This window comes from Parabacteroides faecalis (assembly GCF_022809355.1).
In the GTDB taxonomy this organism is placed as follows: Bacteria; Bacteroidota; Bacteroidia; order Bacteroidales; family Tannerellaceae; genus Parabacteroides; species Parabacteroides faecalis.
Genome location: NZ_JAKZMM010000038.1, coordinates 20,942 through 38,624 on the forward strand (window position 1 = coordinate 20,942; position 17,683 = coordinate 38,624).

At 42.0% G+C, this 17,683-nt stretch carries 13 protein-coding genes and 1 pseudogene; 9 read left to right on the plus strand and 5 right to left on the minus strand.

What is annotated here, in order from left to right; genetic code table 11:
- Positions 1–283: 283 nt before the first annotated feature.
- The 6 genes from MUN53_RS13470 (at position 284) to MUN53_RS13495 (ending at position 5,022) form a co-directional block, all read left to right on the plus strand.
- Positions 284–1,039 carry a hypothetical protein gene (locus MUN53_RS13470; RefSeq protein WP_243326016.1) on the plus strand — a complete coding sequence of 252 codons (756 nt, stop codon included), beginning with the start codon at positions 284–286 and terminating at the stop codon, positions 1,037–1,039.
- A 119-nt stretch (positions 1,040–1,158) separates the two neighbouring features.
- The gene (rsmI, locus tag MUN53_RS13475; RefSeq protein ID WP_022456806.1) at positions 1,159–1,866 is read left to right on the plus strand and encodes a 16S rRNA (cytidine(1402)-2'-O)-methyltransferase; all 708 of its coding nucleotides are present in this window, start codon (positions 1,159–1,161) and stop codon (positions 1,864–1,866) included.
- Between the two features lie 19 nt (positions 1,867–1,885).
- Positions 1,886–2,758 carry a Cbp1 family collagen-binding glycoprotein adhesin gene (locus MUN53_RS13480; protein WP_022456807.1) on the plus strand — a complete coding sequence of 291 codons (873 nt, stop codon included), beginning with the start codon at positions 1,886–1,888 and terminating at the stop codon, positions 2,756–2,758.
- On the plus strand, positions 2,758–3,450 hold the full coding sequence (locus tag MUN53_RS13485; protein WP_243326028.1) for a YjjG family noncanonical pyrimidine nucleotidase: 693 nt from the start codon (positions 2,758–2,760) through the stop codon (positions 3,448–3,450). The genes MUN53_RS13480 and MUN53_RS13485 overlap by 1 nt, the downstream gene beginning before the upstream one ends.
- Positions 3,451–3,483: 33 nt before the next feature.
- The gene (locus tag MUN53_RS13490; protein ID WP_394803084.1) at positions 3,484–4,236 is read left to right on the plus strand and encodes a glycoside hydrolase family 16 protein; all 753 of its coding nucleotides are present in this window, start codon (positions 3,484–3,486) and stop codon (positions 4,234–4,236) included.
- Between the two features lie 27 nt (positions 4,237–4,263).
- Positions 4,264–5,022: a glycerophosphodiester phosphodiesterase gene (locus tag MUN53_RS13495; protein WP_243326018.1), complete on the plus strand. Its 759-nt coding sequence runs from the start codon at positions 4,264–4,266 to the stop codon at positions 5,020–5,022.
- A 103-nt stretch (positions 5,023–5,125) separates the two neighbouring features.
- On the opposite strand, the gene MUN53_RS13500 is transcribed toward MUN53_RS13495, so the two are convergent.
- Positions 5,126–6,967: a glycoside hydrolase family 13 protein gene (locus MUN53_RS13500; RefSeq protein WP_243326019.1), complete on the minus strand. Its 1,842-nt coding sequence runs from the start codon at positions 6,965–6,967 to the stop codon at positions 5,126–5,128.
- A 582-nt stretch (positions 6,968–7,549) separates the two neighbouring features.
- On the opposite strand from MUN53_RS13500, the gene MUN53_RS13505 reads away from it, so the two are divergent.
- On the plus strand, positions 7,550–9,397 hold the full coding sequence (locus MUN53_RS13505; protein WP_243326020.1) for an ABC transporter ATP-binding protein: 1,848 nt from the start codon (positions 7,550–7,552) through the stop codon (positions 9,395–9,397).
- Positions 9,398–9,429: 32 nt separating this feature from the next.
- Positions 9,430–11,868: pseudogene (locus MUN53_RS13510) on the plus strand (glycoside hydrolase family 95 protein).
- A gap of 126 nt (positions 11,869–11,994) precedes the next feature.
- On the opposite strand, the gene MUN53_RS13515 reads toward MUN53_RS13510, so the two are convergent.
- From MUN53_RS13515 to MUN53_RS13525, 3 genes are all read right to left on the minus strand, one after another.
- Complete coding sequence (locus MUN53_RS13515; protein ID WP_243326021.1) at positions 11,995–13,098, minus strand: TlpA disulfide reductase family protein; 1,104 nt, start codon at positions 13,096–13,098, stop codon at positions 11,995–11,997.
- Between the two features lie 132 nt (positions 13,099–13,230).
- The gene (locus tag MUN53_RS13520) at positions 13,231–14,727 is read right to left on the minus strand and encodes an acetyl-CoA hydrolase/transferase family protein (RefSeq protein WP_243326022.1); all 1,497 of its coding nucleotides are present in this window, start codon (positions 14,725–14,727) and stop codon (positions 13,231–13,233) included.
- A gap of 74 nt (positions 14,728–14,801) precedes the next feature.
- Entirely contained in the window at positions 14,802–15,257 is a 456-nt protein-coding gene (locus tag MUN53_RS13525) for a hypothetical protein (RefSeq protein ID WP_243326023.1), read from the minus strand.
- 273 nt (positions 15,258–15,530) lie between these two features.
- Here MUN53_RS13525 and miaB point away from each other — a divergent pair, with 273 nt between their 5' ends.
- On the plus strand, positions 15,531–16,904 hold the full coding sequence (gene miaB, locus MUN53_RS13530) for a tRNA (N6-isopentenyl adenosine(37)-C2)-methylthiotransferase MiaB (RefSeq protein WP_243326024.1): 1,374 nt from the start codon (positions 15,531–15,533) through the stop codon (positions 16,902–16,904).
- Positions 16,905–17,338: 434 nt separating this feature from the next.
- Here miaB and MUN53_RS13535 read toward each other — a convergent pair.
- The coding region (locus MUN53_RS13535) for a hypothetical protein (RefSeq protein ID WP_243326025.1) at positions 17,339–17,683 on the minus strand (345 nt) is incomplete at its 5' end.

The window sequence follows — 17,683 nt, forward strand, 5'->3', positions numbered from 1 at the left end:
GTTATGATAAATTCTTTAGTTCACGGCGTGAACTACTTAATCTACGGCGTGAACTAAGTAATCCACGACGTGAACTAAGTAATCCGCGGCGTGGATTAAAGAATATCTCACCGGATTTGAAACAATAGAAAAGGGGCTCTGAAAGAAATATACATGGGTAAGGAAAGTAGTGGGCTTGCGGGAAAGAGAAATGTATAAGAAAAAAGATTTATTAGGGACTTCTTGTCTATTTATTCCGTGGAAATACATATTTTTGCGATATTAATAGGTTTTGTTGAATAAAATGGTATATAGGGAAAAATTAAATCAATTGCTTGCCGATGTACAGGAATTGGAAAGTCTGATCGGGAAGCTGTTGACAGAAGAAGTTCCGGGTGTTCAATTGCTTTCGAAGTCTAGCAGTTGTGCTTATTCTATTTTAGAAGGTATAAAGGAAATTGAAAGCGAACAGATTCGTCAGATGAACGCCCGTTTGGTAGAGCGGCAAGATGAATTAAGCCATTTGTCAGTCCTCCTCGACCAATACCAGCGAATGGCAGAAGCTTGTAAAAAAGATATTCTGGCTACTAAACAGGAATTGGAAGCCTCAGAACCTGTGTTGGCTCAAAAAGATGCCGACCCGACAGCTGTTCTGCCGAATGAACCTGAGCCTCCTGTAGAAGAACCTGCAAAACAAGAAGTGGTTGAAACTCCTGCTTTGCCTGTTGAGGAAACACCCAAGGAAACTCCCGTCCGGAAAGAAGTTGATCCGGCTCCGGTTATTCCGGTAGCAGCCAAGGGAAATGTTTCACTGAACGACCTGCTGGAAAAAAAGAACCTGTCTGATTTTCGTAAAGCCTTTAGTTTGAATGACCGTTTTCGTTTCCGTCGGGATCTTTTCCATGGAAATGAAGAGCAGATGAACCAGGTGATAGCCGATCTGAATCAGATAGACTCGCTGGACGAAGCGCTTCGTTTCATCGATACAAACTTGTCGTGGGACATGAACAATGAAACAGTGGCCGACTTCATTAAACTTTTAGAGAAAAGATATATCTAACTAAATAAGTTGCTAGGTTTATTCAGTTGTTGAGTTATTCGGCTTTCAAGAGATCTGTTTGAATAAGGAAAGGACAATAACTTGAAAACTGATAAACTGAAAAGCTCAAAAAGTAATATATGGCAAAATTGACAGTAGTTCCTACCCCGGTTGGTAATCTGGAAGATATGACATTCCGGGCAATCCGTGTATTAAAAGAAGCCGATTTGGTATTGGCAGAGGATACGCGGACCACAGGAATTTTGTTTAAGCACTTTGAAATACAGAATAAAATGCAGTCGCACCATAAGTTCAACGAACATAAAACGGTTGAACAATTGGCTGCCCGCATAAAGGCTGGAGAAAACATCGCTTTGGTATCAGATGCGGGTACGCCGGCTATTTCAGATCCCGGTTTTATGTTAGTGCGCGAATGTGTGCGTCAAGGAGTAGAAGTGGAATGTTTGCCGGGTGCAACTGCTTTTGTCCCTGCTTTGGTAGCCTCCGGTTTGCCGAATGAGAAATTCTGTTTTGAAGGTTTTCTTCCACAGAAGAAAGGCAGGCAGACACGCTTGATGGAACTGGCAGAAGAAGAACGGACGATTATTTTCTATGAGTCACCTTACCGATTGGTCAAAACACTCATGCAGTTTGTTGAGTTTTTTGGAGCTGACCGGCAAGTGTCTGTCTCGAGAGAAATATCGAAAGTACATGAGGAAACGGTTCGTGGAACATTGGAAGAAGTCATTCAGCATTTTTCCGAACACGAGCCGAAAGGCGAGATTGTCATCGTATTAGCAGGCTTAAAACAAAATAAAAGAGACAAGAGAGCTGAAGAAAATGTTTAACGAACTAAAAGAAAAAGCAATGAAAAAGGTATTAGTAGCATGTGTTTGTACAGCAATGTTGGCCTCTTGTGGCCAGCAATCCGCAGAGTATAAGAAACTCAAAGCGGAGAATGATTCTCTTCGTATTGAAAATACAAAAGCTACCAGCGATTTGAATGAAATGCTGGAAACTTTAGACGATATTGAATTGGGCTTCCAATCTATTAAAGAAGCCGAAAATTACTTATCTGTACAGAAACAGGCTGGTGGAGAAATGACGCCGAGCCGCCGTGAACAGATTAAGCAAAATATGCAATTGGTGTCTGAAACCTTGAAGAAGAACAAAGAGCAAATCGAGAATTTGCAAAAGAAGTTGAACCAGAGCGGTAATAAAAATGCGACTTTGCAAAAGATGGTAGATCGTTTGTCGAAGGAACTGAACGAAAAGACAGCACAGATCGTCGCTCTGCAGGAAGACTTGGCCAATAAGAATGTTCGTATTCAGGAATTAGACAATATGGTGGCTTCTTTGAATGAAGATGTAGAGAATTTATCAACTACAACAGCTGCCCAGTCTGAAAAGATTGATGCGCAAGATAAGGAACTCAACAAAGCTTATTATTGCTTTGGTACTTCAAAAGAATTGAAGGCGCAGAATATTTTGAGTAAGAAAGGTCTTTTCTCAAAGACGAAAGTGCTGCAGGATGGTTTCAATAAGGATTATTTCATTACCATTGATATCCGTGAAGTGACTGAGATTCCTCTTTTTGCTTCTAAAGCCAAGTTGCAGTCTAATCATCCGGATGGTTCTTATGAATTTATTAAGGATGAAGATGGAAACATGACATTGAAAATTTCAGATCCGAAAACATTTTGGAGTCTGAGCAGATACTTGGTCATTGAAGTAGGATGATGAAATATAAAAACCTGTTCATTGATTTGGACGATACGCTTTGGGATACGTATCACAATAACAAAGAATGCCTCAAAGAGCTTTATGCCGATTATAAAATGGATCGCCATTATGCCTCTTTTGAGGCATTCTTTGCTATTTATATGCCTCATAATGAAGAGTTGTGGGCTAAATATAGGAATGGAGAAATAGATCGGCAGACTTTAATCATCGACCGTTTTCTTTATGTATTCCGGCCATTGGGTATTGAAGACTCGAAAGAAATACTTCGGATCAATAATGACTTTCTGCAGCGGACAACCTTGCAGAAACGATTGGTGCCGGGAGCAATTGACTTGTTGGAGCATTTGCGCCCTTACTATCGGATGTTCATTCTGTCAAACGGTTTTCGGGAAGTTCAGGCCTTGAAACTGCAGAATTCCGGATTGGCTCCTTATTTTGACCGCATGATCTTGTCGGAAGATGCGGGGATTCAGAAGCCACATAAAGGAATCTTTGATTATGCTTTGATAAATACGAATTCACGTCGGACTGAATCATTGATGATTGGCGATAGCTGGGATGCCGACATCGTAGGTGCTTATCAGTCGCGCATGGATCAAATTTGGTTTAATCCGAAAGATCATCCAGCCAAAGGCTTTGTTCCTACTTATACGGTGAAGAGATTAGACGAAATCAAAAACATTTTATAGCGTATGAAAAAACTAATTACTACTTGTGTATCAATGATGACCGGATTGGTACTCTTCATGAGTTGCCAGTCGGAAAAAACGGATTGGAAGCTGGTGTGGGAAGAGAACTTTGAACAGACGGATTCCTTTGATCCGGCTGTATGGAGTAAAATCCCGAGAGGAACATCCGATTGGGATCGGCATATGTCTGATTTTGATTCCTGTTATGCCATGCGTGATGGGAAACTGATTTTACGTGGTCTGGTAAATTATACCCAGAAAAATGATACATCTCCGGTGTTGACAGGCGGTGTGTATAGTAAAGGGAAAAAACTGTTTGAACATGGACGTCTGGAGATCAATGCTCGGTTGCATGGAGCCTGGGGAGCTTGGCCTGCTTTCTGGTTGTTGCCGGAAGATGAAAAATGGCCAGATGGTGGAGAGATTGATATTATGGAGCGATTGAATAATGATTCGATTGCTTATCAGACAGTACATTCTCACTATACATTTGTCCAAGGAATTAAGGATAATCCGAAACAAGGTAGTACGGGAATGATTAATCGGGATGAATTCAATGTATATGCCGTTGAACTCTATCCGGATAGTCTTTGCTTCTTTATTAATGATACCCATACATTTACTTATCCACGCATTGAAACAGACAAAAAAGGACAGTTTCCATTCGATCGTCCTTACTATCTGTTGTTGGATATGCAACTCGGTGGTTCATGGGTAGGAGCTGTGTATAAGGAAGATTTACCAGTTGAAATGGAAATTGATTGGGTACGTTTTTATCAGAAATAAGCTGTAAGACATTACATGTAACAAATTATGAAAAAGTTATTCATTACTTGTGCGCTGGCTTTACTGGCAGGGCTTTCTTCGTTGTCGGCTCAGACCCGGTTGATTGCGCATCGTGGTTTTTGGGATCGGGAAGGATCGGCTCAGAATTCCATTGCTTCACTTGTAGCTTCACATGAAGTAAAGGCATATGGCTCGGAATTGGATGTAATTATTACTGCGGATGGAATTCCGGTGGTGCATCATGATGACGAAGTGCAGGGAATACGAATAGAAGATGCCTCTTATGAACAAATAAAGGATATTCAACTGAAGAATGGAGAAGTAATACCTACGTTTGAAAGCTATTTACAGAAGTTTATGACACTTTCGGATATGAAACTGATTGTGGAAATCAAACCTCACAAACGAATCGTCAACGAGGATCGGGCCGTGAATGCAGTGGTGGCTTTAATCGAAAAGTACCAGTTGGAAAATCGGGTTGATTATATCTCGTTCAGTATGAATATCTGTAAAGAGCTGGTCGATCGTGTTCCGTATGCTCCTGTTGCCTATTTGAATGGTGAAGTTTCGCCTGCTGATCTGAAACGCTTGGGAATGGATATGGATTATCATTATAAAGTATTTGAGAAAAACCCAACCTGGATTCAGGAAGCAAAAGACTTAGGAGTAAAAGTAAATGTATGGACAGTTAATGATCCTGCCTTGATGCAATCGTTGATGGAACAGGGTATTGATTTCATAACAACCGATAAACCGTTGGAGTTTAACAAACTCAAAGCGGAATAAAGTTGAATTTCCTTTTAGGTAGAATAAAAGGGCTGGCCTTGAATACAAAGCCAGTCCTTTTTACTTATATCAGCAAAGTCTGCTGTCAGATACCTGCAAACTCTTATAATTCCAGAATATATACACCACGGGCAGCAATGTTCATTGTGTTCGCAATATCAATTGTTTTGCCGCTGATTACATCTTTTCCTGCTTGTTTCCCTTGTATAACTTCTTGGAAGCGATTCATTTCTAGCGTTCTATCTTCATTCGTTCCATTCATCACGACAAGCACAGTTTGATTGCCTTTTACACGAGCATAAACATAGCATCCGCTTTCATCAGGAGTATAATGAATCAATTGACCTGTGGTAACAGCTTCGGATTGTATTCTCCAGTTCAAGAGTCTCTTGAGATAATCCCAGGCTTGGTTCTGCAGATCCGTTCGTCCGGTAGACATGAATGCGTCAACGGGATCACCAGTCCAACCTCCAGGAAAGTCTTTTCGGATATTTCCGTCTCCTTCAGACTTATTTCCGTACATCAGAATCTCTGTCCCGTAGTAAATTTGTGGAATACCTCGGGTTGTCAGCAAGAAAGCAATGGCCTGTTTATATCTGCGTAGGTCATTCTCATCCTTTTGCATGAAACGGCTGATGTCGTGGTTATCGAGAAAGATTAAAATGTTATTCGGATTAGGGAATAAGAAATCCTGAGCAATTACTTCATAAATCTTGAATAGTCCGCCTTCTGATCCTTCATTGCTGGAACAATTCTCGTTAAAAGCCTTTTGGCTAGTAAATGTCAAATCGAAATCCATCACTGTCTTCAGATGACTGTCCGAATGATTGAGAGCCGAGCCTTGTTGCCACCAGGCAGAAGCACTTCCCTTCGGATACCAGGCTTCTCCCACGATGTTGAAGTTCGGATATTCCTTTTCAACTTCCTGACACCATTCTGCCATGAAGTCGTAGTCGGCATACGGATGCGTATCTTGTCGGATACCATCAATCCGGGCATATTCGATCCACCAAATACTGTTTTGAATCAGATAACGGGCCAAGTGCCTATTTTGTTGGTTTAAATCCGGCATACCCACGCTGAACCAACCTTTTACAAGCCTGTCCTTCTCGGATTGGGGCGCATGTATATCCATCAACGTCCATTTGTAATGAGTTGTTTGCACGAATTGGGATTGATTGTTCAGCCAATCAGAACAAGGTAAATCGTTCATCCACCAGTGTGAGCTACCACAATGATTGAAGATCATGTCCATGACGACTTTCATTCCTTTTTCGTGTGCCTTGTCTACCAACTCTATGTATTCTTCATTACTGCCTAAGCGAGGATCTACCTGATAAAAATCGGTGATGGCATATCCATGGTATGAACCACCTGGCATTTTGTTTTCCAATACCGGATTTAACCAAATGGTAGTGAAACCTAAATCTCGAATATAATCCAGCTTGTTGATAATTCCCCGTAAATCACCTCCATGACGAGCATTGGGATTGGAACGGTTGACTTTGACATCGTCTAAGTTGTCATTAGATGGATCCGCATTAGCGAAACGATCAGGTGTAATTAGATACATAACATCTGCCGATGTAAATCCTGCTGCTCCCGTTTTGGGATTCCTTTCTTTTAGTTCTATGGATTTAACCGTTGTTTCCTTACCTTTATGGAAAATTATATTCAGTACTCCCGGAGTTGTCTTATTGGATATATTGAGGTAAAGGAACAGGTAATTGGGATTTTCCACATTTACCACTTCCTTGATTTTAACCCCAGGATAATCAATAGATACTTCGGAACCCGAAATATTTTCTCCATAGACCATCAGTTGTAATTCTGGGTTTTTCATTCCGACCCACCAACATGCTGGTTCCATACGTTTGATTTCGATGGACATTGCAGTATTAGCAATCCATCCAATGAGCGTGATCAATAAGATTAGCTTTTTCATAAGTCTGTTCATTTAATGAATAATTTATTTTGAATTGATCTGTAACTTTAGGTCTGATTTCATGGTATGCAAATATAGCCAGGATTCCTTATAAAGACAGCATGCTATTATAAAGATATAGAAATTTTTAATGGAAGCGATTCGTACGAATTACCTATCATGAATTCAAATTTTCCCCCCCGGTTCAAACATCCATTTGCCATTCCTTTGATCTAATTCCAGTTCCTTTTTGTTAACCAGCAATACTACATTTTTGCTTTCTCCTGTTTTGAAGTGTTCACGCTTGAAGGCTTTCTGCTCCTTTTGGGGTGCATTGTGCGATGATATGCTGATTCAGATTATTTATAATGTCGTAAAGCTATTTGCCTTTTGATACTTTTGAACAATGTTTTTACATATTAACAAATAATCAGTTGTACTAATGCCTCAATTAGCTTTTCAAAAGTTGAATAATTTGTATAAAACCGACTCAATGTATCTGAATTGCAGTGCTGATTATTGGATTATTTTATAAATTCGCACACTCATCCCAACCTGTGAACGGGTTGAAGAGAAAGTACTTATTCAAATATCGTAAAGCTTATGAAAGATTTTCTGCGCATATTGAGGCGCTTTGTCCCTCCTTATAAGAGGTATTTAGTGGGTAATATTTTATTCAATATACTTTCTGCCATTCTGAATTTATTCTCATTTGCCTTGATTATACCGATTTTACAGATTCTATTCAAGATAGACAAAGGTGTTTATACGTATATGCCGGTCGTTGTTGACTGGGCTAATTGGGATTCGGTGAAGGCTCTTCCGGAAATATGGAAGAATAACTTCTTTTGGTTTGTAAGTGATCTGATTGAACGTGAAGGTGGTTCGTTTACACTGATTATCTTGGGTGTCTTTCTGGTTGTCATGACTTTCTTGAAGGTGGCTTCGATGTATTTGGCCTTTTATATGATGATTCCTATCCGGACAGGTGTTGTACGAGATATTCGCAATCAGATCAATCGGAAGATTACGCAGCTTTCGTTGGGCTTTTTCTCGGAAGAGCGGAAAGGTGATATCTTGGCGCGTGTCTCCGGTGATGTGAATGAGATAGAAGCCTCAATTATGAGTTCCTTGGATATGTTGTTCAAGAACCCGATTCTGATTTCGATTTATTTGATCGGAATGATTCTGATCAGTTGGCAGCTGACTTTATTCGTGTTTATCCTATTGCCTTTTGCTGGTTATGTGATGGGACAAGTAGGGAAGAAGTTGAAGCGTCGTTCGTTGGAAGGACAACAGCAATGGGGCGCTTTGATGAGCCAGATCGAAGAAACCTTAGGAGGTTTGCGTATTATCAAGGCTTTTAATGCTGAGAAAAAGATACAAGACCGTTTTGAGCGGGCTAACGAACTGTTTCGTCAGACAACGACACGGGTATATCGTCGGCAGCAAATAGCTCATCCGATGAGTGAATTTTTGGGTACGGCTACGATCGCAGTAGTTTTATGGTATGGTGGTTCATTAATCTTAAGCAATAACAGTTCGATTGATGCGGCTACCTTTATTTATTATTTGGTTATATTCTATAGTATTATTAATCCGGCGAAAGATTTGAGTAAGGCGGCCTATGCCATTCAGAAAGGTTTGGCTTCAATGACTCGAATCGACAAAATTCTGATGGCTCAATCGGATATCAATGATCCGGAACAACCCAAGCCAGTGAAATTTACCCATGCTATCGAATATCGGAATGTTTGGTTCCGCTATCGGAATGATTGGGTGCTGAAAGGAATTAATCTGACGATTCCGAAAGGTAAAACGGTGGCTTTAGTAGGGCAGTCGGGCTCGGGAAAGAGCACGTTAGTTGATTTGTTACCTCGTTTCTATGATGTAACGGAAGGTTCGATAGCGATTGATGATACGGATATCCGTCAGGTGAAACTGGTGGATCTGCGTGGCTTGATGGGAAATGTCAATCAGGAAGCGATTCTGTTTAATGATACTTTCTTCAATAATATTGCTTTTGGTGTGGAAGGTGCCACACGGGAGCAAGTGGAAGAAGCAGCCAAAATCGCCAATGCCCACGATTTTATCATGGCTTCGGAGCATGGATACGATACCAATATTGGTGACCGTGGAGGAAAATTGTCCGGTGGGCAAAGGCAGCGTATCAGTATTGCGCGGGCGATCTTGAAGAATCCGCCGATTTTGATTCTGGACGAGGCAACCTCGGCATTGGATACGGAATCGGAACATCTTGTGCAGGAAGCCTTGGAAAATTTAATGCGTAACCGAACGACGATCGTTATCGCACACCGTTTGTCGACTATTAAGAATGCCGATGAAATATGTGTAATGCACGAAGGTGAGATCGTGGAACGTGGATGCCATGAAGATTTATTGAAGCTGGATGGTTATTATAAGCGATTGTGCGACATGCAGAGTTTCTAACTTAATCAAAATAAGAGATGAAAAAACTAGTAATGAAAATCATGGGTGGCTGTTGTGCTTTTTTATTGCTTGTCGGGTTATTTGCTTGCAAGGAAGTAAAAGTAAAAACAGCCAGTTCGACTGCCTATTTTTTCGATAGGCCAGCTCGGATGTGGGAAGAGACTTTTCCCTTGGGAAACGGACGTCTGGGGATGATGCCGGATGGTGGTCTGGAAAAAGAGAAAGTGGTGTTGAATGAAATTTCTCTATGGTCGGGTAGTAAACAGGATACGGATAATCCGCAAGCTAGTTATTCCCTGCCTGCTATTCGCCGTTTGCTGTTTGAAGGCCGGAATGATGAGGCGCAACAGTTGATGTATCAGACTTTTGTTTGTAAAGGTGCCGGAAGCGGTCAAGGCGATGGCGCGAATGTTCCCTACGGAAGTTATCAGTTGTTCGGAAATCTGGAAATTGATTATACGTATGCTTCCACTGATTCGGTGAGCAATTACCGTAGACAGCTGGATTTGCAGGAGGCGGTGACAACAACGTCTTTCAAGCGTGGTGGTGTCTCTTTCGTACGTGAATCGTTTACTTCTTTTACGCAGGATGTAGGGGTGATTCATCTGACAGCCGACGTAGAGAAGGCATTGAATTTCTCGTTTACCATGAATCGTCCGGAATATGTTTCGCTGCGCTTGGAAGGGAATGATTTGTGGCTTGAAGGACAGTTGCCAGATGGAGTAGACACAACGGCTTGTCGGGGAATGAAGTTTGCTGCTTGTGCTCGTGTGTTGTTGCCTAAAGGTGGTTCGATGACGGCTCAAGACGGAAGGGTTTCGATTAAAGATGCCTCGGAGGCAATCTTGCTAGTGAGTATGGCAACGGATTATTTCCAGCCGGATTATGCCGGACAGGTTTCCCGGTTGTTGGAGCAGGCTTCTGGAAAGACTTATGCTACGCTTGAGCGTGAACATATCTCGGCGTATCAGCAATATTTCAATCGGGTAACCTTGGATTTGGGTTCTTCCGAACGGGAGAGTTGGCCGATTGATCGCCGCTTGGCTGCTTTTGCCCAGGATAAGAATGATCCGAGTTTGCAAGCTTTGTATTTTCAGTTCGGGCGGTATTTGCTGATTTCTTCTACCCGTGTAGGATTGCTGCCTCCTAATTTGCAGGGCTTATGGTGTAATACGATCCATACGCCTTGGAATGGCGATTATCACCTGAATATTAATTTGCAGATGAATCATTGGCCGGCCGAGGTAACCAACTTGTCGGAATTGCATCTTCCGCTGATTGAGTGAACCAAGCAGCAGGTGGCAAGTGGCGAACGTACGGCGAAGGCATATTATAATGCCAAAGGATGGGTAACGCATATTCTGGGGAATGTCTGGGAGTTTACTGCTCCGGGCGAACATCCGTCGTGGGGTGCGACCAATACTTCGGCGGCTTGGTTGTGCGAGCATTTATATACACATTATTTATATACACGGGATTCGGCTTATCTGGCAGATGTCTATCCGGTCATGCGTGGAGCGGCTCAGTTCTTTGTCGATATGCTGGTAGAAGATCCGAAGACGAAATACTTGGTGACAGCTCCGACCACTTCGCCGGAGAATGCTTATCGCCTGCCGAACGGGAATACAGCCAGCATTTGCGCCGGTTCGACGATGGACAACCAGATCATTCGCGAGTTGTTTACCAATACGATCAATGCGGCTGCTATCTTGGGTGTGGATAGCGACTTTGCCCAGGTGTTGGTTGCCAAGAAGGCGCGTTTGATGCCGACTTCGATCGGGCGTGACGGACGCATCATGGAGTGGTTGCAGGAATATGAGGAGGTGGAACCCCATCACCGCCATGTTTCCCATCTGTATGGGCTCTATCCGGGGAATGAAATCTCATGGGACAAGACGCCCGAACTGGCCGAAGCGGCACGCAAGACGTTGCTTGCCCGGGGTGATGAAAGTACAGGTTGGTCGATGGCGTGGAAGATTAATTTCTGGGCGCGCTTGCGGGATGGCAACCATGCCTGGAAGTTGTTGACGGATTTGTTGCGTCCTTGTGTGGATACTAAAACCAACATGGTGAACGGTGGAGGTACGTATCCGAATCTTTTCTGTGCTCATCCTCCTTTCCAGATCGATGGTAACTTTGGTGGTTGTGCCGGTGTGGCCGAGATGTTGCTCCAAAGTCAGTATGGTTGTATAGAAGTGCTTCCGGCTTTGCCTACTGCTTGGGCAAACGGCAGTTTTTCGGGGTTGAAAGCCTTGGGTGGCGCCGAAGTGTCGGCAGAATGGAAAGAAGGTGCAGTCGAGTGGATGACGGTGAAAGCTACTCATGAAGGCGATTTCCACATCAAACTCCCGCGTAAGGATGCTTCGCCTCTCAGCTTGTTGGTGAACCAAAAAGCCATTTCCCTTCCGGTAGTGGATGGAACGATCACGGTCAGCTTGAAAGTAGGGGATATATTGACCGTTCAATATTAAGCAACATACGTAGCCTATTCCTGGGGTTGCGTCTTTCAAATAACAACCGCGGCGGTCCTTTTCGGGAACCGCCGCGGTTTTATTTAATAGATAACTTCTTCTGATAGCTTTTCTGTTAGTAATTGCTTATTTCTTAGTCAAAACTTCTTTGATTTTGGCTTCCAATACCTCGCCACGTAAGTCACGCGCCAGAATCGTTCCATCCGGAGCAAATAAAATAATCAGCGGTACGTAGTCAAAACCATACAAGGCGAATGGCTGTTTTTGCGCATTGACAAGCTGAGGCCAGGTCATCTTCAACTCTTCGATGGCTTGGATGGATTTCTCCTTTTCGTCCCAGACCGCCACGCTCAGCACTTCCAAACCTTGGTTTTTGTATTTGGCGTAAACTTGTGCAATATTCGGAATTTCTTCCCGACAAGGGCCACACCAGCTCGCCCAGAAATCGACGAGGACGAACTTGTAGCCACGTCCTACATAGTCGGACAACGAAGCCTCGCTTCCGTCCGGGCGTTCGGCCTTGAAATCTACGAAAGGTTTCCCGACGGCTGTATTCAGTGATGCCTCTACTTGTTGGACTCTTTCTTGCACATCGTTGTCTTTTCTCATCTTCTCCCCAAGTAGACGGGCTCCTCCCATGATTTGTTCAGGTGAAAAGTACATGGAATGTAATGTTAGAAAGGCACTTTTCCCAACCAGATTATCCGGATTCCGTTGGATAAAATCGTAAATCGATTCGGCCCATGCCGGGATAAAATGTTCGTTCATATAGGCTCTAGCTTGGATGATCTTTTCTGATTCTGGTACATCCAGCGAATTGCGGAAAGCGGTTACTTCCTTGATGAGAATTTGCTGTGTGCTGTCGTTCATTTGGGTCAGCCGGTTGTATTCATCATTAAGCGGTGTTCCGGAAGGCTGGTTGGGCTTGGATAAGTCGATTGAGATTTCGCCCGGTTCCAAAATGAAGGTAGTATATTTATGGGGTATTACGGTGTAGATGATCCGGACAGAATCGACTTGTCCGGTGCAGGTAAACGAGTTGTTTGTTATAACCGCACTGTCTATTTTCTGGTTGGAAGCTTGGTCGTATAAATAAATGGTGTCGCCATTGTATGTAGAATCAGGTAAGATTCCGTGAACTACATACGTGTTGCTTGGTCGTTGGGTACAGGCACTTCCTGCCAAGAGGATTGCCATTGCACCAGAAAGGAATGTACTTAGTTTTTTCATGTTGTGATACATTATATATATAATAAAAGTGCATGTGAAAAGCTTATAAAAAAGGTCTTTCCCGTTGTTCCGCCTTTTGCGAAACTTCGGAAAAGACCTTTTTCACAGATAGTAATCAGTCAGGATACCGATTTACTTATTATATTCTTCCCATTTTACATTGTGCATATCGCCACTCTTGGCAAACTCTTCATGGAAAGCGAAACAGCATTTCAAGTTCTGCGGAGTTTGTCCCTTGATACCCATTTCAAGGTATTCGTTCAGCAATGGACGGTAATCCGGATGAACGCAGTTGTCGATGATGCAACGTGCACGCTGGATAGGTGATTTACCACGCAAGTCGGCAACACCGTATTCAGTAATGATGATCTTAACCGAGTGTTCGCTGTGATCCAAGTGAGAAACCATCGGAACAAACGAACTGATCTTACCATCTTTAGCCGTAGAAGGAGTGGTGAAGATTGACAGCATAGCCGAACGGGTAAAGTCGCCCGAACCACCGATACCATTCATCATCTTCGTACCCAATACGTGTGTAGAGTTAACGTTACCGAAGATATCTGCTTCCAAAGCCGTATTCATTGCGATCAAGCCCAGACGGCGAGCCACTTCCGGATTGTTTGAAATTTCCTGCGGACGCAACAAAATCTTGTCTTTGAAGAAATCAAGGTGACTGTAAATATCGTCGATTGCCTCGTTGCTGACTGACAGAGAGCAACCGCTGGCGAATTTAACGCGACCTTCTTTCATCAATTTGATAACGGCATCCTGGATAACTTCTGTATAAACGTTGAATGCTGGGATTTCTTCGTTTTCACCCATGCAACCCAATACGGCGTTGGCTACGTTGCCTACACCACTTTGTACCGGAACAAATTCTTTCGGCAGACGGCCTGCACGGATTTCGCTTACCAAGAAATCTGCTACATTCTTACCGATAGCCAATGTTACATCATCTAGCGGAGCGAAAGGTTTGCCTTCATTGGGTTCGCTTGTCTTAACAACACCTACGATTTTAGCCGGATCAACCTTTACATACGGCAAACCGATACGGTCTGACGGAGTAAATACTGGGATTTCACGACGGTAAGGAGGATCAGCCGGTTCGTAAATATCGTGCATACCACGGATTTCCTTCGGATGTTTGTCATTTAATTCAACGATGATGCGATCGGCCATACGGCAGATTGTAGGCAGAATACCCACACCGCAAGTCGGAACGATTTCACCATCTTCTGTCACATCGGCAGCTTCAACAATGGCAACATCGATTTTTCCTAAGAAGCCATAACGTAAGTCCTGTGCCAGTTCCGACAAGTGCATATCGAAATATTCTGCTTGGTGTGCGTTTAACGCATTACGCAAATCTTTATTCGATTGATACGGAGTACGGAATTTAATTGCATTGGCACGAGCCAGTTCTCCATCCAGTTTATCACCTGTAGAAGCACCTGTAAACATACCGATTTTAAATGGATTTCCTTTTTCGTGTTCTTCAATTGCCTTTCTGGCAATAGCGCCCGGAACCACTTTCGGGCATCCTGCGGGAGTAAAACCACTGAAACCCACATTATCGTCGTTGTGAACGAAAGCAGCAGCTTCTTCTGCTGTCATAAATTTTAAAGCCATGATATTTATATTTTAGGTAATATTCTAAATTTGTTTGCAAACTTACAAAAATAACAACAATGGACCGTCTATAATCAACTGTATTTCCGATTTAATATTTCAGAATAGATGACTGCTCGCTTCAGATCATCTGCGTTTTGAAAAGGCGCCATATTGGGTAACGAATCTTCATTGCCTATTTCTGTTGTATCAGCTAACTGATTGTCTTCTTTTTGTTTCGTGTAAGTCGGCTGTATATTCTTCGTTTTCTGTTTGTTCTTTTTCTTTTTGGCCGGTTTTTGAGGAACTGTTTCCTGTATTTCCGGACCAAAGATTGTTTCTAGCAACGACTTTTCTACAGGCTGATTTTCCTGCATACTTTTAGGCTGTCTGTCTGCTGGAGAGATTGTTTGCGGTTTTTGTTGTGGATTAAATGGAGGTAAATGCTCTTCGGGTGACTGCGTTAATGCTTTTTTGACAGCACTGAGCAAGCCTTTGGCTATAAAGGCTATTAATATTATAATGTATATAACTTCTCCAAGATTATCCATAACTTTTCCCTATATTTGCACTCCCAAATGTACATAGAAATTTTTAATTAGCGAGGATTTATGAATAATATTCTGTTGAGTAATAAAGAGAAAGTAACCTTTATAAAAACGAATAAGGGTAACTTCACAGCCACCCTTACTCAAACCAAAACCTTAACTATGAAAAAATTTACGTTTTTCGTATTGCAAATGTAAAGCTTGTTTTTGAGCTGTGCAAATATATTTGTGATAAAATTTTATATTTAACATACTTTTAAATATTGATGTTTTATTATGGAAAAGAATGAAAATGGCGCAGACTTAAAATCTGCTGCTGAAAACGTTGAAAAAAAGCTTTTTATCGAAACGTATGGTTGTCAAATGAATGTGGCAGACAGTGAAGTTGTAGCATCTGTTATGCAAATGGCTGGCTATGAAATGACGGAAGAGATTCAGGATGCTGATGCAATTTTTGTCAATACTTGCTCTGTCCGCGACAACGCTGAGCAGAAAGTATTAGGGCGTTTGCAGTATTTCCAGTCGTTGAAGCGAAAAAAGAAACATTTGTTGGTTGGTGTGTTAGGTTGTATGGCCGAACGTGTCAAAGAAGATTTGATAGCCAATCATCACGTGGATTTGGTTGCAGGTCCTGATTCATACATGGATCTACCTAATTTGATTGCTGCGGCTGAAAATGGAGAGCAGGTTATTAATGTAGAACTTTCTACACAAGAAACCTATAAAGATGTAATGCCGCTGAAGTTGCCGGGGGTTCATATTTCGGGTTTCGTATCAATCATGCGTGGTTGTAATAATTTCTGTTCTTATTGTATTGTGCCTTATACACGCGGACGCGAACGCAGTAGGGAAGTGAATAGTATTCTGAATGAAATTCGGGATATGCGTGATAAAGGTTTTAAAGAAGTAACCTTGCTGGGACAGAATGTCAACTCTTATTTATATGAACAGGACGGCGAACAAGTGAATTTTTCTTCTTTATTGGAGAAAGTTGCTCTCGAAGCTCCTAACATGCGTATTCGTTTTGTAACGTCTCATCCCAAAGATATGAGCGACGAAACATTGCATGTAATTGCTAAGTATCCGAATATATGTCAGTATATTCATTTGCCGGCTCAATCGGGTAGCTCTAAAATTCTGAAAGTGATGAATCGTAAATACACTCGTGAATGGTATTTGGATCGGATTGCAGCTATTCGCAGAATATTGCCTGAGTGTGCGATTTCAACCGATTTATTCTGTGGCTTCCATTCGGAAACGGAAGAAGATTTCCAGGAAACATTATCATTGATGCGTGAAGTGGGTTACGACAGTGCCTATCTGTTTAAATATTCAGAACGTCCGGGAACGTATGCTGCTAAGCATTTGGAAGATGATGTTCCGGAAGAAGTTAAAGTACGTCGTTTGCAGGAAATGATCGATTTGCAGAATAAATTATCAGAAGAAAGCAATCTGCGCGATATAGGAAAAGTATTTGAAGTACTGATTGAGGGTTATTCTAAGCGTTCACGTGAGCAGTTATTTGGACGTACAAGTCAGAATAAAGTGGTGATTTTCGATAAGAAGAATTTTCATGTAGGTCAATTCATTCGAGTTAAAATCCAAAGAGCATCTTCAGCAACTCTTTTTGGTGAACCTGTAGAAGAATAATCACCTTTCTTCACACCCTTCACAGGAAGTAACTGATAGTTAGGCGAATGAATAGGTGTGTGAAGGGTATAAAGAAAAATCGCCTATGGTAATAGTAGGTATATAATAGAAGAATACCAATCAAGATAAACGGGAATCGAAAGTAAATCCAGCGAGGATCGAAATCGATTCCCGTTTATTTGATTTAGAAAGGTAGGCATAAAATGATAAAAAGCCGGCGTCTTTTGCTGAAAAGCCGGCGTGAAATGATAAAAACACGCCGGCCTTTTGTCAATTGATAATTGAGGATTGATAATTGAGAATTAGAAAAGGTGAAATAAAAGAGAAAGAGAGGAAGCCAAAAGAACGGGGAAAAGTGCATTTGTAAATCATTGACAGTCAATGAAAGTAAAAAATAATTGAAAAAAGATGGAAAAACATTTGGATTATATGTTTTACAGCAGTACTTTTGCACCCGCAATCGAGAGATGCGGTGGTGACATGATGAAAGAGGGGTTGAGGAATCCGGAAAGATAGAAACCGAGGGATGAGGTTGGAAGATCCAAGCGAATGTCCTGAAGTCGTTCCGAAAGAAACTTCCGAAAAAATAAATCGAAAAAAACTTTCGAAAAATTTGGAAGATAAAAATAAAAATCCTTACCTTTGCACCACGTTTCGAAAGAAACGAATGATAGGAGTTCTTTGAGAAATTTACATATACAACAGTAGTACAAGTATTTAGAATGAATACCGTCAGTAAAATACTTGAACCTGGAAATAACGGAATCTTGAGCAAAGAC